The 19,865-nt window shown below is 62.9% G+C and carries 20 protein-coding genes; 6 read left to right on the plus strand and 14 right to left on the minus strand.

Annotation, left to right across the window (positions count from 1 at the left end; genetic code table 11):
• Window position 1 precedes the first annotated feature (1 nt).
• From QM596_RS26470 to QM596_RS26490, 5 genes are all read right to left on the minus strand, one after another.
• The gene (locus tag QM596_RS26470; protein ID WP_133728584.1) at window positions 2-1,294 is read right to left on the minus strand and encodes a carboxylesterase family protein; all 1,293 of its coding nucleotides are present in this window, start codon (window positions 1,292-1,294) and stop codon (window positions 2-4) included.
• A gap of 85 nt (window positions 1,295-1,379) precedes the next feature.
• Window positions 1,380-1,940, minus strand: coding sequence for a TetR/AcrR family transcriptional regulator (locus tag QM596_RS26475; protein WP_283310291.1), 561 nt, complete (start codon window positions 1,938-1,940; stop codon window positions 1,380-1,382).
• Between the two features lie 15 nt (window positions 1,941-1,955).
• Window positions 1,956-2,426 (minus strand): nuclear transport factor 2 family protein, encoded by a 471-nt coding sequence (locus QM596_RS26480; protein WP_019746619.1) that lies wholly within the window; start codon window positions 2,424-2,426, stop codon window positions 1,956-1,958.
• Window positions 2,427-2,556: 130 nt separating this feature from the next.
• Window positions 2,557-3,231, minus strand: coding sequence for a Crp/Fnr family transcriptional regulator (locus tag QM596_RS26485; protein ID WP_003943506.1), 675 nt, complete (start codon window positions 3,229-3,231; stop codon window positions 2,557-2,559).
• Between the two features lie 255 nt (window positions 3,232-3,486).
• Window positions 3,487-3,759 (minus strand): hypothetical protein, encoded by a 273-nt coding sequence (locus tag QM596_RS26490; protein ID WP_019746620.1) that lies wholly within the window; start codon window positions 3,757-3,759, stop codon window positions 3,487-3,489.
• 80 nt (window positions 3,760-3,839) lie between these two features.
• Between QM596_RS26490 and nth the strand changes: the two genes are divergently transcribed.
• Genes nth through QM596_RS26510 form a run of 4 tightly spaced genes read left to right on the plus strand, consistent with a single transcriptional unit; the run spans window position 3,840 to window position 7,188 of the window.
• Window positions 3,840-4,625 (plus strand): endonuclease III, encoded by a 786-nt coding sequence (gene nth / locus QM596_RS26495; protein WP_003943471.1) that lies wholly within the window; start codon window positions 3,840-3,842, stop codon window positions 4,623-4,625.
• A gap of 6 nt (window positions 4,626-4,631) precedes the next feature.
• A complete protein-coding gene (locus QM596_RS26500; RefSeq protein WP_020905971.1) occupies window positions 4,632-5,285 on the plus strand; it encodes a TlpA family protein disulfide reductase in 654 nt (217 codons plus the stop codon).
• A complete protein-coding gene (locus QM596_RS26505; protein WP_019746622.1) occupies window positions 5,282-6,001 on the plus strand; it encodes an NUDIX hydrolase in 720 nt (239 codons plus the stop codon). Before QM596_RS26500 ends, QM596_RS26505 begins: the two co-directional genes overlap by 4 nt.
• On the plus strand, window positions 5,998-7,188 hold the full coding sequence (locus QM596_RS26510) for a MarP family serine protease (RefSeq protein ID WP_019746623.1): 1,191 nt from the start codon (window positions 5,998-6,000) through the stop codon (window positions 7,186-7,188). The genes QM596_RS26505 and QM596_RS26510 overlap by 4 nt, the downstream gene beginning before the upstream one ends.
• Before the next feature lie 3 nt (window positions 7,189-7,191).
• Here QM596_RS26510 and QM596_RS26515 read toward each other — a convergent pair whose 3' ends face one another.
• Genes QM596_RS26515 through nhaA form a run of 3 tightly spaced genes read right to left on the minus strand, consistent with a single transcriptional unit; the run spans window position 7,192 to window position 9,983 of the window.
• On the minus strand, window positions 7,192-8,127 hold the full coding sequence (locus QM596_RS26515; protein WP_070385864.1) for an alpha/beta fold hydrolase: 936 nt from the start codon (window positions 8,125-8,127) through the stop codon (window positions 7,192-7,194).
• Between the two features lie 15 nt (window positions 8,128-8,142).
• Window positions 8,143-8,652, minus strand: coding sequence for a phage holin family protein (locus QM596_RS26520; RefSeq protein ID WP_019746625.1), 510 nt, complete (start codon window positions 8,650-8,652; stop codon window positions 8,143-8,145).
• Window positions 8,649-9,983, minus strand: coding sequence for a Na+/H+ antiporter NhaA (nhaA, locus tag QM596_RS26525; protein WP_502943443.1), 1,335 nt, complete (start codon window positions 9,981-9,983; stop codon window positions 8,649-8,651). The genes QM596_RS26520 and nhaA overlap by 4 nt, the downstream gene beginning before the upstream one ends.
• Before the next feature lie 173 nt (window positions 9,984-10,156).
• Here nhaA and QM596_RS26530 point away from each other — a divergent pair, with 173 nt between their 5' ends.
• Entirely contained in the window at window positions 10,157-11,548 is a 1,392-nt protein-coding gene (locus QM596_RS26530) for an MFS transporter (RefSeq protein ID WP_283310294.1), read from the plus strand.
• Between the two features lie 55 nt (window positions 11,549-11,603).
• On the opposite strand, the gene QM596_RS26535 is transcribed toward QM596_RS26530, so the two are convergent.
• The 5 genes from QM596_RS26535 to QM596_RS26555 form a co-directional block, all read right to left on the minus strand.
• Window positions 11,604-13,286, minus strand: a complete 1,683-nt coding sequence (locus tag QM596_RS26535) for a purine-cytosine permease family protein (protein WP_153211067.1) — start codon at window positions 13,284-13,286, stop codon at window positions 11,604-11,606.
• 135 nt (window positions 13,287-13,421) lie between these two features.
• Complete coding sequence (locus tag QM596_RS26540) at window positions 13,422-14,477, minus strand: AAA family ATPase (RefSeq protein WP_283310295.1); 1,056 nt, start codon at window positions 14,475-14,477, stop codon at window positions 13,422-13,424.
• Window positions 14,478-14,487: 10 nt separating this feature from the next.
• The gene (locus tag QM596_RS26545; RefSeq protein ID WP_019746630.1) at window positions 14,488-15,525 is read right to left on the minus strand and encodes an aliphatic amidase; all 1,038 of its coding nucleotides are present in this window, start codon (window positions 15,523-15,525) and stop codon (window positions 14,488-14,490) included.
• A gap of 26 nt (window positions 15,526-15,551) precedes the next feature.
• A complete protein-coding gene (locus tag QM596_RS26550; protein ID WP_283310296.1) occupies window positions 15,552-16,172 on the minus strand; it encodes an AmiS/UreI family transporter in 621 nt (206 codons plus the stop codon).
• Window positions 16,173-16,282: 110 nt separating this feature from the next.
• Window positions 16,283-17,362, minus strand: a complete 1,080-nt coding sequence (locus tag QM596_RS26555; RefSeq protein WP_020905975.1) for a substrate-binding domain-containing protein — start codon at window positions 17,360-17,362, stop codon at window positions 16,283-16,285.
• Window positions 17,363-17,469: 107 nt separating this feature from the next.
• Between QM596_RS26555 and QM596_RS26560 the strand changes: the two genes are divergently transcribed.
• Complete coding sequence (locus tag QM596_RS26560; protein ID WP_041815521.1) at window positions 17,470-17,895, plus strand: MarR family transcriptional regulator; 426 nt, start codon at window positions 17,470-17,472, stop codon at window positions 17,893-17,895.
• A gap of 37 nt (window positions 17,896-17,932) precedes the next feature.
• Here the strand turns inward: QM596_RS26560 and acs are convergent, their stop codons facing one another.
• A complete protein-coding gene (acs, locus tag QM596_RS26565) occupies window positions 17,933-19,864 on the minus strand; it encodes an acetate--CoA ligase (protein ID WP_029254340.1) in 1,932 nt (643 codons plus the stop codon).
• Window position 19,865: the final 1 nt, after the last annotated feature.

Genomic DNA, 19,865 nt, shown 5'->3' on the forward strand with positions numbered 1-19,865 from the left:
CTCAGAAGAAGGTGATTCCGATCGGTTGGGCCGAGGTGTACTTCTCCCAGGTTTCGCTGCTGTCCGGACTTCCCGTGTGCGCAAACGACGTCCAGTGCCGGCGTATCCGACGGCCCAGTGCGTCGATGCTCTGCCAGTCGCTGCTGCCCAGCATCGGTGAGCTCTTCCAGGACTGCTCGGTTCCCAACATGAAGGGTAGCTCGATGCAGTGAGTGGCTCCGAAGACGTCGTCCGTCGGTGCCCAGTCGAAGCGATACGTGTACACCGACGCGCCGGCCGCTGTGAAGGCGTCGGCCAGCTCCATCGCCGGTTCGGCAAACATGTTCTGTGTCAGTGCCTTTTCGGCGACGCGTTCGGGATCGGGTACTCCCGCTACGTCGCGCACGAAAGCGGATCCCTCGTCGCGGGTGTATCCCACGATGACGTCCGGCGCTGTTTCGAAAGTTCGGATCACCGGATCCAGTTCGGAAATCGGTGCGAAGGGCGGTTGCACGACATTGGGGGACCGCCGGCTGAACTCGATTGCGGTGCTGCGGAATGCGTCGAGAATGCGGGAGAGCGGCGCGGTCCGAGGATCTCCGTCGAGCAGTCGGGCAAATGCTTCACCGTTCTCGATCGCGGCAGCCTGCGTGAAATTGAGGTCCGGCCGTGGGGTGCTCTGCAGAATTGCTCGATGGAAAAGAGTTCGAGAGTTGTTACTGCTCAACAGATTCACAATCGAATGAGCGCCGGCCGACTGCCCGAACACGGTGACCGAGTCTGGGTCGCCGCCGAATGCCTCGATGTTCTCGCGCACCCACTCGAGCGCTGCGATCTGATCGTGGACCCCGAGATTGCCTTCGCTCACGCCGTCGAGGAGGAGATATCCGAGCACGCCGACGCGGTAGTTGACCGACACCACCACGACGTCGCCCTCGGCTGACAAAGCGTGGCCGTCGTACCAGGGGAGGGAGCCGCCGCCACTGGAGTAGCCGCCACCGTGAAGCCAGACCATCACCGGGCGATGACCGGTCAGCGACGGGGTTGTGACGGTGACGGTGAAGCTGTCCTCGCTCTGCTCCGGTTCGGGGAGCGGTGGCCCCATGATGCGCTCGAGCCGTGAAGGTGGTTGGGGGAAGACCGTTCCAAGCGCTGTGGCGTCGAAGACGTCGGAGAACGGTCCCGCCGGCCGCGGCTTCTCGAAGCGCGGTGCGCGGGCGTAGGGGATCGCACCGAAGTAGTAGGAACCGTCACGCTTTAGGCCGCGGATCTTCCCCGAAGCTGTGGATGCGATCACCGTCTCGGACGAGGGCATGGGTTCCTTTCCTCTTGTGCATACCTTTTCGAGCATGCCAGGTGCATGCCGCGGCACAAATGCCTTTGTGGTCGTGCGGTATGCGTTACGGCGTGAGTGCCTGTACCAGTCGATCTTCGAGTCGCGTCGTCACTCGGCTGTATACGGCACCGTCGTCCAGGGCTCGGGACATCACTATTGCGCCTTGGATTCCGGCCACGGCTTCTTCGGCGAGTCCGGTGGAATCTTCGGCTCCCACGAGTGCCGCCTCGAGCGCCGCGGTCCATTCGTCGAAGTAGGTTCGCACCTTGGCCCCGAAGCGGTTTTGCTCTTCACCGAGTGCAAATGCGCCGAACAGGCAAATGCGTTGCCCTGACCGAAAGTAGTCGGCCACGGTAGCGAACATGCTCTCGATGCGCTGCCGCGGTGGAACCGACTCTGCTCGAAGCGGTTCGAAGACTTCGGTGCGAAACCATCCGTCGACCTCGTCGAGTACGGCCTCGGCCATCTCTTCCTTCCCTCGCGGAAAGAAGTTGTAGAGACTGCCTTTGCCCAAACCGGTGTGTTCGGTGATGACGGCCAGGCTTGCTCCGTCGAACCCGTAGGTTCGAAACACGTTCGCGAGGGCGGGGATCGTGTCCGAGCGTTCAGCTACCTGTCTGGCCATGGATTCATCCTTTCATCACAGACCCAACTCACTCAGGCCCGGATGATCGTGCGGGCGTGGTCCGGTCGAATCCCAGAAGAACTTTCGCTCGGACTCCGCGATGGGGACGTCGTTGATGCTGGCATGACGGTGGTGCATGAGGCCGTCCGCGTCGAATTCCCAGTTCTCGTTGCCGTAGGAGCGGAACCACTGCCCGTCGTGATCGTGCCACTCGTACGCGAATCGCACGGCGATGCGGTCGTCGCCGTGTGCCCACAACTCTTTGATCAACCGGTAGTCCAGCTCGCGGGTCCACTTCTCGGTCAGAAGTTCGACGATTTCGGATCGGCCGGTGACGAACGTCGACCGATTGCGCCACCAACTGTCCGGCGTGTAGGCCAGCGACACCTTGTGCGGATCGCGTGAGTTCCATCCGTCCTCGGCGAGGCGGACCTTCTGGACGGCGGTTTCGTGGGTGAAGGGCGGAATCGGTGCTCGGACGGTCATTGCGTGGCCTCTCGATCGGATGTGTACCTATCGGTACACACTTTACCGACAGGTACAACAAGAGTCCAGGGAATGACTTCGGCCGCCCCCACCGAAGTGGGAGCGGCCGAAAGAGTCGAGAAGGAAGAAACTAGCGGGCGCGACGAGCCAGACGCTCGGAATCCGAGATCAGAACGCTCTTGCCTTCGAGGCGCAGCCATCCGCGGTGTGCGAAATCGGCGAGCGCCTTGTTGACGGTCTCGCGGGAAGCGCCGACGAGCTGGGCGATCTCTTCCTGCGTGAGGTCGTGAGTGACGCGCAGGGCGCCACCTTCCTGAGTGCCGAAGCGCTGCGCGAGCTGCAGGAGCGCCTTGGCCACACGGCCGGGAACGTCCGTGAAGATCAGGTCGGCCAGGGTGTTGTTGGTACGACGCAGTCGGCGGGCGAGAACGCGCAGCAGCTGCTCGGCGATCTCGGGGCGCTGCTGGATCCATGCCTTGAGAGCGTCGCGGTCCATGCTCACGGCGCGAACCTCGGTGACGGTCGTAGCCGTCGAGGTGCGGGGGCCGGGGTCGAAGATGGACAGTTCGCCGAACATGTCGGACGGGCCCATGATCGTCAGTAGGTTCTCGCGACCGTCGGGTGAGCGTCGACCGATCTTCACCTTGCCGGACACGATGATGTACAGGCGGTCACCGGGTTCACCTTCGTTGAAGATGACATGTCCACGGGGGAAGTCGACGGGCTGCAGCTGCTTTGTCAGCGCCGCTACCGCTGAGGGCTCGACTCCTTGGAAGATGCCGGCTCTTGCCAGGACGTCGTCCACGTGCGCTCCTTGTTGGGATTTGTTCGTTTGTGGTGTCATTTTTGCGCTAACTATCTTTGTACCCGCGCTGCGCACAAACCGTCGTACACAGGCTCAGCCCTCATGAGTGAGACACTGTGTCCAATGCAATCTGTGTTCAATGCAACAGGTACGGCATCGAAGTCTACGTCCCGATAGCTCGCGACGAGTGATTGATGCCACGTAAGAGCCGAAAATTCTTCCGGAATCCGCTGCGGTGACTACTTTGTATGGCCGTCAACTTGCCCGTTGTGTCCGGATTTCGCCCAGGCTGGCGCTCTCGGGAGCCTCCGACTGGCGGCCCTTCCGCTTCCGGTGGAAGCGAGCGAACGCATGGGGAAACCCATCGCTTGCCAGGCGGGCGACGTCGTCGTGACTTGCCTGATCGAGGAAGTCTTCTACTTCGTGCTCTTGAACCGAGAGCCGACGCAATCGCCCTTCGACTCGTTCCATCGCCAGGGCAAAGAGCATCAGCAGTAGCGGAAAGAGAATTACTGCGAGTCCTTGCATAGGGGGAAGTAAACACGTCGAAGGTCTCAGAATCGACACGACGGAGTCTCCACTCATGTCGTATCCGTACAGTTGTCTGAGTGCAGACCACCCCGACAGGCAGTTCAGAGCAGCGGAAGAAACCGCGTTCGGGGGGTGCGCGGAAGGAAGAATCACACCTCGGATTGGTACGCCGGGCGCGTCGGATGAATCGCGAGCTCGCTGTGGCTTTCCCGCACGTGTATTGCGAACTCGACTTCACGACTCCGTTGGAACTGGCAGTGGCGACAATCCTGTCGGCGCAATGCACTGACGTCCGCGTCAACATGGTCACGCCGGCGCTCTTCGCCCGCTATCCCGACGCGAAGGCATACGCGGAAGCCGATCGGACCGAACTAGAGGAGTACATCCGCTCCACCGGCTTCTACCGGAACAAGACGACGTCGTTGATCGGCCTCGGTCAGGCGCTACTCGAACGCCACGACGGTCAGGTCCCGAACAAGCTCGAAGATCTGGTGAAACTCCCAGGCATCGGACGCAAGACCGCGAACGTCGTGCTGGGCAATGCCTTCGACATCCCGGGAATCACCGTCGACACCCACTTCGGTCGGCTCGTGCGCCGGTGGAAGTGGACCGAGGAAGAAGATGCCGTCAAGGTGGAACACGCCGTCGGGGCACTGATCGAACGTAAGGAATGGACACTGCTCTCGCACCGCGTGATCTTTCACGGCCGCCGGGTCTGCCACGCGCGCAAGCCCGCGTGCGGGGTGTGCGTTCTGGCCAAGGACTGCCCGTCGTACGGACTCGGCCCGACCGACAAAACCGAGGCCGCGGCCCTGGTGAAAGGCCCCGAGACCGACCATCTGCTCGCCCTGGCAGGGTTGTGATCGCCGATGACAAGTGCTGGAAGATGGTCTCTCGCTGCGCTCGTGGTCGTCGCGGCTCTCGTCGTGGCGATCTGGCCGCGCGGGGGAGACGACACGACGCCCACGTCCACGGGTCCGTCGTCGTCCGCGTATCAGCCGCCGACGTTCACTCCGTCGTCGGAATCGCTCGATCAACTCCGTAGCCAGGCCTCACTGGCTCCCTGTCCGACTCCGACGGGCGAAGCTCCGGCCGGCTCGGCTCTGGCCGGAATCACCCTCGACTGCGTGTCCGACGGTCGGCCCGTCGACCTTGCCGCAGCGGTCGGCGGAAAACCGACTCTGCTCAACTTGTGGGCGTACTGGTGCGCGCCATGCGCCGAAGAGCTTCCGTACCTTCAGGAATTCGCGGAGCGCGCCGAGGGCAGCATCAACGTTTTGACGGTGCATTCGGATCCGAATCAGGAGAACGCTTTGACGCGACTCATCGACTACTCGGTGCGTTTACCCGGCGTCCAGGACGGTGACGGCAAGGTACGGATCGCAGTGGGCGCACCGCCGGTGCTGCCGGTGTCGGTGCTCGTGCGCGCGGATGGAACAGTCGCCAAGGTCTTGCCTCAACCTTTCCGCAGTGCGGACGAAATCGCCGCCGCTGCGGCGCAATATCTGGGAGTCGTCGTATGAGCACACCGGTTCCCGAGTGGTTGCGCGCTGTTGCCAGCACCGAGCCCACCGATCCACACCGGATCAACCCCGTCCTCGAGCGTCGCGCGCCGCGCGGGACCGTGACGCGTCCGGCCGCGGTGCTCGTGCTCTTCGGCGGACCGCGTGAGGCAGACCCTCTCGCCGTCGGCGGCTTGCCGGAGGGCGCAGACGTGTTGCTGACCCAACGGGCGTCGACGATGCGTCAGCACAGCGGACAGGTCGCATTCCCGGGCGGCGCCGCCGATCCGGGCGACGACGGCCCCATCGGCACCGCGTTGCGTGAAGCGCAGGAGGAAACCGGGCTTGATCCGAGCGGAGTTCAGCCGCTCACCGTGCTGCCGGAGATCTTCATCCCGCCGTCGGGTTTCGACGTGACGCCGGTGCTCGGCTACTGGGAGCAGCCGACGACGGTGGGGATTCAGGACGAGGGCGAGGTCGGACGGGTGGCCAGGGTGCCGCTGCGCACGTTGCTCGACCCCGACAACCGGTTTCAGGTTCGCCATCCCCTCGGATACCAGGGCCCGGCGTTCCGCGCCGACGGCATGCTGGTCTGGGGGTTCACAGCAGGAATCCTCGCGGCGCTGTTCACGGTGTCGGGCTGGGAGATTCCGTGGAACTACGAGGACGTGAGAGACCTGGACACAGCGCTGTCCGAGTTCGGTGAAGGTGTCGAGGATTCGGCGGTGCCGCGATGACAGGTTCTCGTTGGGTGGACATCGCCATCGTTCTGGTCGCCCTCATCGCGGCCACGTCCGGATGGCGTCAGGGTGCGGTGGCGTCGGCGTTGGCGTTTGTCGGCGTGATCCTCGGTGCCGTCGCCGGAATTCTGTTGGCGCCCCACCTGCTCGTGCACGTCACCGAAGGCAAGCTGCGCATCCTCGCGGGCATCTCGCTGATCGTGGTGTTGGTCATCATCGGCGAAGTCGCCGGCATGGTGCTCGGACGCGCGGCGCGCAGCGGAATGCACAGTCCGACGGCGCGATCCGTCGACAGCGTCATCGGTGCGGGTCTACAGGCGGTGGCCGTCGTGGTCGCGGCGTGGTTGCTCGCGATTCCGCTCACTTCTTCGTCGCAGCCGAATATTGCCGCCGCTGTTCGTGGTTCGGATGTTCTCGCCAGCGTGGACGAACTGGCCCCGCAGTGGCTGCGCCGCATCCCGACGGAGTTTTCGGCGTTGCTCGACACCTCCGGCCTGCCAGACGTCATCGGCCCGTTCGGGCGTACGCCCATCACCGAGGTCGAAGCACCCGACGCGAGCGTTCTGGCCAGTCCGTTGGCGGCGCAGTTGCGTCCGAGTGTTCTACGCATCAACGGCGTCGCACCGAGTTGCCAGCGCGCGCTCGAGGGATCCGGATTCATCGTCGCTCCCGAACGCGTCATGACCAACGCACACGTGGTTGCCGGAACCGAGAGCATCACGGTGGACACCATGGAGGGCGCGCTGCCCGCGCAGGTGGTTCTCTTCGACTCCGCCGTCGACATCGCGATTCTGGCGGTTCCCGGACTGGACGCACCGGTGCTGCCGTTTGCTCCGGAGCAGGCTCAGACCGGCGACAACGCGTTGGTGCTCGGTTACCCAGGCGGCGGTCCGTACACGGCCAGCGCAGCCCGCGTTCGTGAGGTCCTGAACCTGAACGGACCGGACATCTACAAGGCCGGAACCACTCAACGTGAGGTCTACACCGTCCGCGGATCCATCAGGCAGGGCAACTCTGGTGGGCCGATGGTCGACGATCAGGGGCGCGTCCTCGGCGTCGTGTTCGGTGCCGCCGTCGACGACAGCGACACCGGATTCGTCCTCACCGCCCAGGAAGTATCGCGCCAGTTGAACGCGGCTGCCTCGGCGTCGACGCCGGTGCCGACAGGCGCCTGCATTCTGTAGCGGTCACTGCTCTGTAAGGAGGAAGTCCTCGAGTTCGCGGTTGACGCGCTCGGGGGCTTCCTGATGCGCGTAGTGACCAACTCCCGCAATGGTGCGCAGTTTCTCGCCGGGAGCCCAATGCTTGTCGCGCCGCACGGTACGGGTGAGCACGTACGGGTCGAGTTCGCCGTGAATCTGGACGATCGGAATGCGAAGAACCTGATCCATCAAACGCATGAAACGACGACCCTCGGGCCGAAGCTGGCTGCGGAAGGCCCAGCGCTGGTACTCCAGCGTGGAATGCGCGACGCCCGGGATCCGGATCGCGGCCCGCATCTTGGTCATCACGTCCGCGAACTCGGGTTGCTGCGGCCAGGTGGGGCCGGACCGCGAGCGAACCAGACGCTCCACCTCGGCGCCGTTGTCGGCCGTCAACCGACGTTCCGGGCGTAGCGGTACCTGATAGGCCAGGAAAGAGGGCAAAAGCGCGCGGCGCTGATATGGGTCGCGCACGACTGCTTTCTTGAGTGCCATCGGGTGTGGCGACGAGATCAACGCGATCGACCGCACCAGGCGTGGATGCAGGAGCGCGGTCGCCCAGCACACCAACCCGCCGTCGGCATGACCGATCAGCGTGGCCTTGCCGTAACCCATCGCACGAATGAGACCGGCTACGTCACCGGCGAGCGTCCAACCGTCGTAGCCGCGAGGGGGCTTGTCGGAATCGCCGTACCCACGAAGATCCATGGCGACGACGCGGAATCCCTGCTCCGACAGTGCCGTCAACTGATGGCGCCAGGACCACCAGAAATCGGCGAATCCGTGCAACAGGACCACCAACGGAGCATCCGGCTCCGCGTCGCCTACCTCGACGACGTGAAACCGGATGCCGTTGGCGTGAATGTCCCGGTGAATCCAGGGGCCGTCGAACCTGACGGTGGATGGATCTGGGGCTGCCACTTTCGATCAGACTCGCTACCGGCGCGCGTTGAAATCGACAGACGGCTTTGCGTCGTCATGGCTGCCGGGAAGGACGTTCTTGGCCTGCTTGAGCGATTCGATCGTCTTCTCCGGAGCCCTCAGCTTGCGCACACGCAGATAACCGAGCAGCGCCAGAATCGCGGTGGTCACCACCATGATCAGGAAGACGATGAGGAACGCCAGCCAGCGCGGCACCCAGGTATCGAGCATCTCGGCCAGGAAGAAAAAGAAGAAGAACGAGCTGAACAGCAGAACCGTGAAGGCCAGGATGAAGAAGACACTGCCCTGCAGACCCTTCTTGACCTCGCCCGTGACCTCGGCCTTGGCAAGTTCAACCTCGGCGCGCACGAGGGTGGAGACCTGTGCGGTCGCGTCCTTGACGAGGGCCCCGATGGTGGCCTCACCCGGCGTGCGGGCGTCCACATCGGTGAGAGGGATGGACGAGACCGTGTTCGGTACTCCATCTCCGGTGAAGCGCTGGCTCTCTCCGTTGGTCAAGCTCACTTGTCGACCTCTCCAGGTAGTTCTCTCGCGTCCGTGGCAATGGCGGTGGAAGCGTCGTCTCGAGCCGCATGAACTCGTCCACGTCGCCACAGCAGCGCTGATCCGATCAGCGATGCCACCAACGATGTCACGAGAACTGCGGCCTTCGCTATCTCGGCCTCGCTGCCATCGCCGACCCCGTCCAATGCGAGGTCTGCTACAAGCAGGCTAACGGTGAACCCGATGCCACCGAGAACTGAGAGGGCAAACATGTCTCTCAATTCCAGTGTCTTGGGCTTGGTGGCTATGCCCAATTTGATCGCGAGCAGGGAAATTCCGAAGATTCCGACGGTCTTTCCGACCAGAAGGCCGACGACAACCGATTGCCCGACGGGGTCGGTGAAAATGTCGCCGAGTACCGCGGCGTTGATTGGAACACCGGAGGCGAACAGTGCGAAGACGGGGACGCAGAAGCCTGCGGAGTACGGCTGAATGCGGTGCTCGAGGCGGCTGCCCGGCGCGTACTCCTCGTCCGGATCGCGCCTGACACGGGTGAGTAGGCCGAGCGCGACGCCCGCGAGTGTGGCGTGTATCCCCGCTTCGTGCATCGCGTACCAGGTCAGTAGAGCCAGCGGGACGTAGAGGAACGGCGTCGTGATGCGCTTGTGCTGGGCGTAGGCGTAGACAGCGAGGGCTGCGGCCGCGGTCAGCAGCCACAACATCGCGAGGGAGCCGGTGAACAGTACGGCGATGAGGATGATGGCGAGCAGATCGTCGACGACGGCCAGGCTGAGCAGGAAGACTCGGGCGCTTGCGGGGATCTTCGATCCGGTGAGAGCGAGCACGCCGAGGGCAAAAGCGATGTCCGTCGCGACGGGAATGGCCCAGCCCTTGTCCATACCTGGAGTGCCGAAGCCGATGGACGCCGCGATGATCGCGGGGACCAGGACGCCGCCGCACGCCGCGATGATCGGGAGCATCGCGGCTTTGCGGTCCGCGAGCTCGCCGACCACCAGTTCGCGTTTGAGTTCGAGGCCGGCGACGAAGAAGAAGACGGCAAGCAGTCCGTCTTGCGCCCAGGTGCCAAGGCTGAGGTCCAGATGGAGTGCAGACGGGCCGATCTGGAAGTCGCGCAGTGCGATGTAGCTCTGACCGAAAGGTGAGTTCACCCAGATCAGAGCGACGGCAGCGGCGATGAGCAGTATCGATCCGCCCACCGTTTCGGTGCGGAGATAGCGGGACAGTTCGGAACGCAAAGTGGAGATCACGCGTGGGGACGACCTTTGTTCGTGCACCCGAGTTCGGATGCAACAGACATGAACGTGATCGACGTTGTAAAGCATCGAATGCACGTGCCGACCAGACTTCCCGGCTCACCTTTACGGGATTTTATCGCGGATTGCTCGCTGAGCCGAATTAGCGAACCGAATTTGCGCCGGAAAACCCCGCGGGTGTTCAATTCCTACTGATTGGGACACCATCCCACCAATTGGACAATTTTCGTATAACGGCGCAGGAGCATGTTTTGAGCACGTCAGTCAGTGAGAACCCACCCAAGCCGGAGGGCAGCGACGCAGATACCGTCGCCGGAGTGCCGCGCAGCCGAATCGTGGTTGCCAGCATGGTGGGTACGTCCATCGAGTTCTACGACTTCTACATCTATGCAACAGCGGCAGTATCGGTGTTCCCGCACCTGTTCTTCCCGAAGGGCAACGACACCACCGCGCTTCTCGCGTCGTTGGCGACGTTCGGACTCGCGTTTGTCGCCCGTCCCCTCGGCTCGATTCTCTTCGGACACTTCGGTGACCGCGTCGGACGCAAGGCAACTCTGGTCGGCTCGCTGCTGACGATGGGCATCGCGACCTTCCTCATCGGACTGCTGCCCACTTATCACCAGATCGGTCTACTGGCCCCGGCGCTGTTGGCGCTCATGCGTTTCTGCCAGGGCCTCGGACTCGGCGGCGAATGGTCTGGCGCGGCTCTGCTCGCGACCGAGACGGCCAAGGAAGGCAAGCGGGCCTGGGCGGCGATGTGGCCGCAGCTCGGTGCACCCATCGGCTTCTTCATGGCCAACGGACTGTTCCTGATCATCACGTTGTTCATGAACCACGACAATTCCAGCCCGGACCTCGAAGGCGCCTTCCTGAGCTGGGGATGGCGAATTCCGTTCCTGCTCAGCGCAATCATGGTGATGATCGGCCTGTATGTCAGGCTCAAGCTCGAAGAGACCCCGGTGTTCGCGCGCGCAGTCGAGCGCGGCGAGAAGGTCAAGACCCCGGTCGCCGAGGTATTCAAGACCAGCTGGCGTCAGCTGATCATCGGTACGTTCGTGATGCTCGCGACGTACACGCTCTTCTACATCATGACCACCTGGGTGCTCAGCCACGGAACCGGCAAGACGGCGGCCGACGGCGGAACCGGCGCAGGCTTCAAGTACACCGATTTCCTTGTCCTGCAGCTCATCGCAGTCGTGTTCTTCGCTGCCGCCGTGCCGGTCTCGGGTTGGCTTGCGGACCGCTACGGGCGTCGTATCACACTGCTGATCATCACCGGCCTGATCATGGTGTTCGGCTTGACCTTCGGCGTGTTCCTCGAACCGGACGGAATGAACGACGGTCGAATGTTGGCGTTCCTCATCGTGGGCATGCTGCTCATGGGCCTGACCTTCGGGCCGATGAGTGCCGTTCTCCCGGAACTCTTCCCGACCAACGTCCGCTACACGGGATCGGGGATCGCGTACAACACCGCCAGCATTCTGGGCGCTGCGGTGGCGCCGTTCATCGCCGTCTACCTCGCGAAGAACTACGGCGTCGGCTGGGTCGGCATCTACCTCCTCTTAGCGGCGACGCTGACTTTTGTTGCGCTGCTGGTCATGCGCGAGACAAAGGGTGAGTCGCTAGACGATGTAGGGGCATAACCCTGCTGTGCGCCTTTATTAACCCCCGGCGGTTAATAAAGGCGCACAGCAGTGGTCAGGGCTGAGCAGGCAGGACGTGCTCACCGGTCTTGTCGGTGCTCAAGGCCAAGGAACTGATGTACTGCTTCTCGCCGTTCGGGCCGGGAACGTTCGACGCGAGCATGTCGGGTCGCTCGAACTCGATGCCGCTGACGCAGCACAGAAGCGTTTCACCCGAGGGGTTCCCGTACTCGTCGAACATCGGCAGATCGATGCCGTCGTCGGTGCGTCGTAGGTAGTACTTGCCCTTGGTGGCGACGGCGAGGACCGGCGGCATCACCAGTGCGATGACGATCGCGACGATCGGGGAGAACGGCTTGATCGCCGAACCGAAAGCACCGAAGAACACCAGGATCGAAATGCCCGCGGCCAGCAGCATCGACACGAAGCCGACGGGATTGACGTCGTAGAGCATCCCGCGTCGGAACTCGGGGACCTTCGGGGAGAGCTTCAACCAGTACTTGTTGATCGCGATGTCGGAGGCGACGACCACGACCCAGGCGATACCGCAGTTGGCGTAGAAGCCCAGGATCGTGTTGAGGAAGTCGAACATGTTGGCTTCCATCAAGATCAGTGCGATCGCCAGGTTGACCAGAACGAAGATCATGCGTCCCGGGTAGGTCTTGGTGACGCGAGTGTACGAGTTGGTCCAGGCCAGTGAGCCGGAGTACGCGTTGGTGACGTTGATCTTGATCTGGCTGATGACCACGAGGATCACGGCAAGGGTCATGGCCAGCCAGTGCGGCATCATGTCCTGGTAGATCTCGAGGAACTGGTGCACGGGCTGGTTGGCGATCGAAGATCCGTCGACGACGTTCGCGATGATGTACACGGCGAGGAACAGTCCGACGATCTGCTTGAACGCGCCGAAGATGACCCAGCCGGGCCCCGCGAGAATTACTGCAGCCCACCAACGACGGGTGTTCTCCGGCGTCTTGGGCGGCATGAAGCGTAGGTAGTCGATCTGCTCGGCGATCTGTGCGATCAGCGACAGGCAGACACCCGCGGCCAGCATCACCGATCCGAAGTTGACGCCCTTGCCGTTTGCGCCGTCCTCACCGCCGAAGGCGAAGAACGCGCTCACCGAATCTGGGTGCTTGAACAGCAGATACAGGAACGGCAGCACCATCATGACGAGCCACAGAGGCGTCGTCCACACTTGGAGCTTTGCCAGAGCCTTCATTCCGTAGATGACCAGTGGAATGACCATCAGGGTCGAGACTGCGTATCCGATCGAGAGTGGGATCCCGAGCCCCAGTTTCAAACCCTGGGCCATGATGGAACCTTCGAGCGCGAAGAAGATGAAGGTGAACGTCGCGAAGATGACGTTGGTGACCACGGAGCCGTAGTAGCCGAAACCGCTTCCGCGCGTGATCAAATCGAGGTCGATGTTGTATCGTGCGGCGTAGTAGGCGAGTGGGAAGCCGGTGGCCATGATGACGACGGCAAACACGGCGATGCCCAGCAATGCGTTACCGGTGCCGTACGAGATGCCGATGTTGGCGCCGATCGAGAAGTCTGCGAGATACGCGATTCCGCCGAGCGCGGAGGTCGCGACGACGCCGGTTCCCCATTTGCGGTAGCTGCGTGGCGCAAATCGGAGGGTGTAGTCCTCCAGAGTCTCCTTCAGTGCGGCGTTCTCACCGAGATCTGCCCTGTCCGGTGCGCCGGCGGACACCTGCTCGTTCACTGCTGTCATGACGTCACTTCCCCTGGGTGCCTGTGCATGTGCACTTTGTGGTGCAGGCACCCAACCTAGGGAGGTGGCGTTACGCGGACATGTTTGAAATGTGTCGCCCACGTTGCGGATTCGATCCGCAACGTGAGCGAGCACTCATGGGACTTTCTTTACCTGTATCTGATCACCAACTGCCCGCGCCTGCAAGGCGAGTGGCTGCGTCCCGACTGGTCGTAGGTCGAGAACGGCGGCGGCCACCGGGTCGGCCAAGACGTTTCGGATGGTCCGGCGCAGGCCACGTGCTCCGTACACCGGATCGAATCCGCGCCGTTGCAACAGAGCGACGGCGCTGTCGTCCACGACGACGTCGACGCCTCTCCTGGCCAACCGAGTCGTGATCAGTTCGATCTCGAGCCGGGTCACTTGTTCTGCGGTCTGTTCGTCGAACTCGTCGAGGATCACGGTTTCGTCGATGCGGTTGAAGAACTCGGGATCGAAGAACTTCTCGAGAGCACGCTGCACCAAGTGGTGACCATGGTGTGGTCGATCGATCCGGACGCGATCGGTGAGCTGCCGCACCCGGGACCGTCGACGTTCCGCCACCGCAGCCGAACCGAGATTCGAGGTCAGGAACACGTAGCTGTTGCGGAACGAGATCTTCTGCTGACCGTTCGCCAACCGGAGTTCGCCGTTGTCGAGGACCTGCAGGAGCGCACGTAGAACGGTGGGGTCGGCCTTCTCCACTTCGTCGAACAGGACGATTCCGGGGGTGTACGGATCGCCCTCGACGGTGTTCTTGTCGAACAGTGTGAAGGACTCCTTGCTGCCGGCGTACCCAGGCGGTGCCCCGGAGAACGACGCCGCATAATGCTCTTGAGCAAGAGCATTCATGTCGATGCGGCACAGATCGTCGGGCCCGGACCGTAGTTCCGCGGCCACGCGCCGCACCAACTCCGTCTTGCCGACGCCGGTGGGGCCGACCAGAAGGATGTTGGCGAGCGGACGCGTCGGATCCGTGGCACCGACATGCGCGATCGAAATCGCCCGAACCACTGCGTCGACGGCGGCCTGTTGTCCGACGATCTTGGAACTCAGGGCTTTCGAGAGCTTGCGAGCGTCGAAGGCCCCGACCGGTACGGGTTCGGATCGTTCCTCTGCTGGTGGCGGTGCTGCACTGTTCCGGTCATGGAGCATGTCGGTGATATACGGCACAGCGAGATCCTTAAACTTCGATTGTCTTCTCGACCGGCAGGTTTCCGACGCGGCAGTCCGCCACGCCCACTGTGTCTCGGGTGATGGCCTCGACGCGTTCCTGAGCCTTCTGGGCATCGGTGACCCACAGCTTGTAGAACTCGAACGGGCAGTCCGCGACACCCTTGTCCCCGTCTCCTGCAGCGTGCACGCCGGAGTATCCGCGGTGAAGGAGCTTGAAGATGTGGTTCTGGGACTGATCGTTCTCGCGTGCATCGCGAATGGCGGAAACGGACAGCTGTGCGTACTGGATTCCGTATTCCTCCTCACCGGTTTCACCCAACGTCCGACCGTCGAATCCGATGATCGCGGAGTGTCCGAAGTAGGAGTAGACGCCGTCGAATCCGGCCGCATTGGCAACTGCCACATAACAATTGTTGGCCCAGGCCATTGCCTTGGACATCATCACCTGCTGGTCCTTGGCGGGGTACATGTAGCCCTGGCAGCGGACGATGAGCTCTGCACCCTTCATCGCGCAGTCACGCCAGATCTCCGGGTAGTTGCCGTCGTCGCAGATGATGAGTGAGATCTTCAGGCCCTTGGGGCCCTCGGATACGTACGTGGTGTCGCCGGGGTACCAACCTTCGATGGGGCACCAGGGCAGGATCTTTCGGTACTTCTGAACGATTTCGCCCTTGTTGTCGATGAGAATCAACGTGTTGTACGGCGGCTTGTTCGGGTGGTCTTCGTGCTGTTCACCGGTGATGGAGAAGATTCCCCAGGTATCGGCCTCGCGGCAAGCGGCGGAAAAGATTGCGGTCTCGTCACCGGGGATGGTTGCCGCTGTCGCATACATCTCCTCTTCGTTGTACATGATTCCCTGCGTGGAGTATTCGGGGAATACCACCAGATCCATTCCGGGGAGTCCGGTCTTCATGCCGATCATCATGTCGGCGATCTTGCGCGCGTTCTCGAGAACTCCGGCGCGATCGTGCAGGCGGGGCATCTTGTAGTTGACTACTGCTACGCCGACCGTGTCGTTGCTCGAGGAGATGTCACCGTGTCGCATTGTCTTTCACTCCTTGGTTGTGTGGATCAGTTGAAGACTGGATGAGTCTGGGGTACTGCGGCTTTGGGTGCGGCGAGGATCTTGGCCAGACCGAGGAGAACTAGAAGCGCTCCGGCCCAGCCGGCGGCTACCGCGGGTGTGGTGTGGAAGTTGTCGGTCAGGATCAGAAAGGCAGGAACAGTGCAGGTGGGCTGGCTCAGCAGGACTGCTGCCCAGCCGGTGAAGCGGCTGAGGTTCTCGCGGCCGAGGCCGAGCACCAGGAAGAACAGCGTCCACAGTGCTGCCCATGCGAGCCAGATGACCCCGAAGACGGGGTCGTTGCTCACCGTGAGCGAGAGGAAGGAGTACACGAGCGCGGCGCACGCGACGAACAGTGAGAACCACCCGATTCCTTCCGGTTCGAAGCCGGCGAGATTGCTGATTCCCACGTAGAGGTAGGTGAATCCGAACAGGTAGAGGCCTGAGGCCGCCAGGACGGCGCTCGAATCTCCCTGTGCCTGAATCAACAAAACGGTGGGGACGACGCATTGAAGTGCGCCGACGAAGAGGTTGAGGACCGAGGCGGATCGAACGGGAACTGTGCCGAGCAGCATCAGTCCGTTGACGAAGAGGACGGCTCCCACGTAAAGCAAACCAACACTGCCCATCGGGCACCTCCGGTTACTTTCGGGACGGGTTACTTTCAAATGAAATGATTCCAAATGAAACTAAGTGATGCGCGCCACAGAAGTCAAGAGGTGGATCTCAGGGGAAGGTTTCAGAGGGTGGCGATGATCGAGAAGTCGAGTCCGTCGGCGACGGCCAGCTGAATCTTCTGTCGTGCAACGCGATCGCGAAACTCGACGGTTCCGCGAGGGCCGTCGTACGCGGCGCCTTCGACGACGGCGTCCAGGGCGTGCGGGTGGGTGCTGTCGGCGCGTCGAACCAGGGCCGAAAGGGTATGTATCCCTTCGTAACACGACTCGGCAGCGTTGTTCAGTGCCGGAGCGTGCGCGCCGTGCAGTGCGATGTAGCGCCCGAGCAGGTCCATGGAGTTACCGTCGACCATCGAGCGGAAGTACGCTGCCGACGCAAACAGGTTCCGGGTTGCGCGGGGGCCGCTTGCGAGCAGCATGTTTTCTTCCATCAACGGGCTGAACCGGATCATCGACTCGTCGAGGCCTCGGCGGGCGAAGGCTCGGTTGAAGTCGACGGCGTCCTGTCCGACGAGGAGCATGATCACGCCGTCGCAACCGGAGTTCGAGACGGTCTCGACCAACTGCTTCATGTTGCCGCGCCCCAGATCGACAAACGAACCGCCGACCAGGGTGAGATCGAGTTCGGTGGCGAATTGCCTCACGGCCCCGAGTGAGCTGTGAGGCCAGATGTAGTCGTCGCCGACGACGAACCACTTGCGCGCTCCGACGTTGTCGCGCAGCCACTTCAGTGCCGGTGCGATCTGCTGTCGTGGGGTTTCGCCCGAACAGTAGATTCCTGGTCGGACCTCGCCGCCCTCGTAGAGCGAGGTGTACGAGTACGGAATGCGGCCTGCGACCACCGGTGCGAGTGCGTGGCGGACCGAGGAGATGTGCCAACCGCTGACGGCGTCGATGTCACCTGCGTCGAGTAGCTGTTGCACGCGGGCTGCGACGACGCCCGGCGAAGCGCCGCCGTCGATCACTTCGATCTGGACTTCGCGTCCCAGCACGCCGCCGGAGTTGTTGAGGTCGCGGGCGGCCAATTCGCTGATCGCTTCACACGACGGACCGAACAGTCCGGCCGGTCCTTGGAGGGGAACCACCATGCCCAGGCGCCATACGGCGCTGCGCGCGCGTTCGAGCGCGCCGGTAGCGCTCATGCGTCGCCGCCGGAATCGGAAGTCAGCGGCCTGGCCTGGGTTACTATCATTTCATTTGAAAGTATTGCCCGAGAAGTGTGAAGTACGCAACAGCGGGGGAGCGATCAGTGGGAAAAAGTGACTCCGGAATTCTTGATGCTTCGCTGACGACCGCGCTGGTCCGAGCGGCTCGAATGGCCGCGGCAGCGGCGGAGAAGACGCTGGCGGCTGAGAATCTCACTCTCGATCACTGGATGACGCTCGAAGCCTTGGCGTCGACCGAGGGGCTGACGATGGCTGAGCTGCGCGATCGAACGGGAACACCGGCTCCGACGCTGACGCGAGTTGCGGACAAGTTGGTCTCGCTTGCGCTGATCTATCGCGAAGTCGGTGAGGACGATCGCCGGAAGGTGCGCGTGTTTCTCTCCTCGCGTGGAAAGTCTCTGCACAAGCGGGTTGCCGCAGACATTCGCGTGGCCGAGGAGTCTTGGCTGACGTCGAAAGAGGAAGTGAAGTTGCGAGAGGGGCTCCGCCCCTGTGCGCCTTTCCGGTAGTGGGGACTACCAGAAAGGCGCACAGGGGCCGAAGGCCCTACTTACCGCGGATTGCGTCGAATACCTTGGGATCGACCAGGGTTGAGGTGTCTCCGAGGTCGCGGCCTTCGGCGACGTCGCGCAGGAGGCGGCGCATGATCTTGCCGGATCGGGTTTTCGGCAGTTCCGGCACGATCGTGATCTGACGCGGCTTGGCGATGGGGCTGATGTCGGTGGAGACCTGCGCCTTGAGCTCGGCGATCAGAACCTCACCGGTGTTCTCGACGCCTTCGCGCAGGATGACGAACGCGACGATGCCCTGTCCGGTGGTCTCGTCCGCGGCACCGACGACGGCGGCTTCGGCGACTCCGTGATGGTTGACCAGTGCCGATTCCACTTCGGAGGTGGAGATGCGGTGACCGGAGACGTTCATGACGTCGTCGACGCGGCCGAGGACCCAGAGGGCGCCGTCGTCGTCGTACTTGGCGCCGTCACCGGCGAAGTACCAGCCTTCTTCGGCGTAACGGGACCAGTAGGTGTCGCGGTAGCGGTCCATGTCGCCCCAGATGCCGCGGAGCATCGCCGGCCACGGCTCGTCGAGGACGAGGTAACCGTTGCCGCCGGGGCCGAGGGGCTTGGCGTCGTCGTCGACGATCTTCGCGGAGATACCGGGCAGCGGTGCCATCGCGGATCCGGGCTTGGTGGCGGTGATACCGGGCAGCGGAGAGATCATGATCGCGCCGGTCTCGGTCTGCCACCAGGTGTCGACGATGGGGGCCTTGTTGCCGCCGATGACGTCGCGGAACCAGCGCCACGCTTCGGGGTTGATGGGCTCGCCCACAGATCCGAGCAAACGGATCGAGGACAAGTCGTGGGCGTCGGGAATTTCCCGGCCCCACTTCATGAACGTGCGCACGAGGGTGGGTGCGGTGTAGTAGATGGAGACGCCGTACTTCTCGATGATGTCGAAGTGGCGGTGCTCGTTCGGGGAGTTGGGGGTGCCTTCGTAGACGACCTGGGTGACGCCGTTGGAGAGGGGGCCGTAGACGATGTAGGAGTGTCCGGTGACCCAGCCGATGTCGGCGGTGCACCAGTAGACGTCTTGTCCCGCTTTGTGATCGAAGACGTTGTGGTGGGTGTACGACGCCTGGGTGAGGTAGCCGCCGGAGGTGTGGATGATGCCCTTGGGCTTACCGGTGGTGCCGGAGGTGTAGAGGATGAACAGGGGATGTTCGGCGTCGAAGGCCTGCGCTTCGTGCTCAGGTGAGGCCTGCGCGACGGTCTCGTGCCACCACAGGTCGCGGCCGTCGGTCCACTCGACGTCGATGCCGGTCCGGTTGACCACCAACACGTTCTGGACGGAGTCGGCGCCGGCGACGGATTCGTCGACCGCTGTTTTGATGGGTGCTGCGGCGCCGCGTCGCCACTGGCCGTCGACGGTGACGACGAGCTTGGCTTGGGCGTCGTCGATGCGCGAGCGTAGGGCAGTGGCGGAGAATCCGGCGAAGACGACCGAGTGGGTCAGGCCGAGGCGGGCGCAGGCGAGCATGGTGACGATCGCTTCGGGGATCATCGGCATGTAGATCGCTACGCGGTCACCGGCGACGAGGCCGAGGTCGGTGAAAGTGTTTGCGGCGCGGCTGACTTCGGCGAGGAGGTCGTTGTAGGTCAGATCCCGGGAATCGCCTGGTTCGCCCTCGAAGTGAATGGCGACGCGGTCGCCGTTGCCGGCGAGGACGTGGCGGTCGACGCAGTTGTAGGCGACGTTGAGTTTTCCGCCGACGAACCATTTGGCGACGGGGGCGTCGGTCCAGTCGAGGACGTCGGTCCATTTCTCGTGCCAGTGAAGGCGCTCAGCCTGATTCGCCCAGAAAGCGAGGCGGTCGGTATCTGCGGCAGCCTGCAACTCCGGTCCCGCGTTGGCGGCCGCAGCGAACTCTGCGCTCGGCGGATATGCCTGGGGGACGTCTGTTTCGGCTGCGCTTGTCATG

Source organism: Rhodococcus sp. IEGM 1406, assembly GCF_030056745.1.
Lineage (GTDB): Bacteria > Actinomycetota > Actinomycetes > Mycobacteriales > Mycobacteriaceae > Rhodococcus_F > Rhodococcus_F erythropolis.

Excerpts from the sequence above, each read along its gene's own strand:
- QM596_RS26470 (WP_133728584.1), bottom strand. The coding sequence starts at position 1,294 with ATGCCCTCGTCCGAGACGGTGATCGCATCCACAGCTTCGGGGAAGATC.
- QM596_RS26475 (WP_283310291.1), bottom strand. The coding sequence starts at position 1,940 with ATGGCCAGACAGGTAGCTGAACGCTCGGACACGATCCCCGCCCTCGCG.
- QM596_RS26480 (WP_019746619.1), bottom strand. The coding sequence starts at position 2,426 with ATGACCGTCCGAGCACCGATTCCGCCCTTCACCCACGAAACCGCCGTC.
- QM596_RS26490 (WP_019746620.1), bottom strand. The coding sequence starts at position 3,759 with ATGCAAGGACTCGCAGTAATTCTCTTTCCGCTACTGCTGATGCTCTTT.
- QM596_RS26500 (WP_020905971.1), top strand. The coding sequence starts at position 4,632 with ATGACAAGTGCTGGAAGATGGTCTCTCGCTGCGCTCGTGGTCGTCGCG.
- QM596_RS26505 (WP_019746622.1), top strand. The coding sequence starts at position 5,282 with ATGAGCACACCGGTTCCCGAGTGGTTGCGCGCTGTTGCCAGCACCGAG.
- QM596_RS26510 (WP_019746623.1), top strand. The coding sequence starts at position 5,998 with ATGACAGGTTCTCGTTGGGTGGACATCGCCATCGTTCTGGTCGCCCTC.
- QM596_RS26535 (WP_153211067.1), bottom strand. The coding sequence starts at position 13,286 with ATGACAGCAGTGAACGAGCAGGTGTCCGCCGGCGCACCGGACAGGGCA.
- QM596_RS26545 (WP_019746630.1), bottom strand. The coding sequence starts at position 15,525 with ATGCGACACGGTGACATCTCCTCGAGCAACGACACGGTCGGCGTAGCA.
- QM596_RS26550 (WP_283310296.1), bottom strand. The coding sequence starts at position 16,172 with ATGGGCAGTGTTGGTTTGCTTTACGTGGGAGCCGTCCTCTTCGTCAAC.
- QM596_RS26555 (WP_020905975.1), bottom strand. The coding sequence starts at position 17,362 with ATGAGCGCTACCGGCGCGCTCGAACGCGCGCGCAGCGCCGTATGGCGC.
- acs (WP_029254340.1), bottom strand. The coding sequence starts at position 19,864 with ATGACAAGCGCAGCCGAAACAGACGTCCCCCAGGCATATCCGCCGAGC.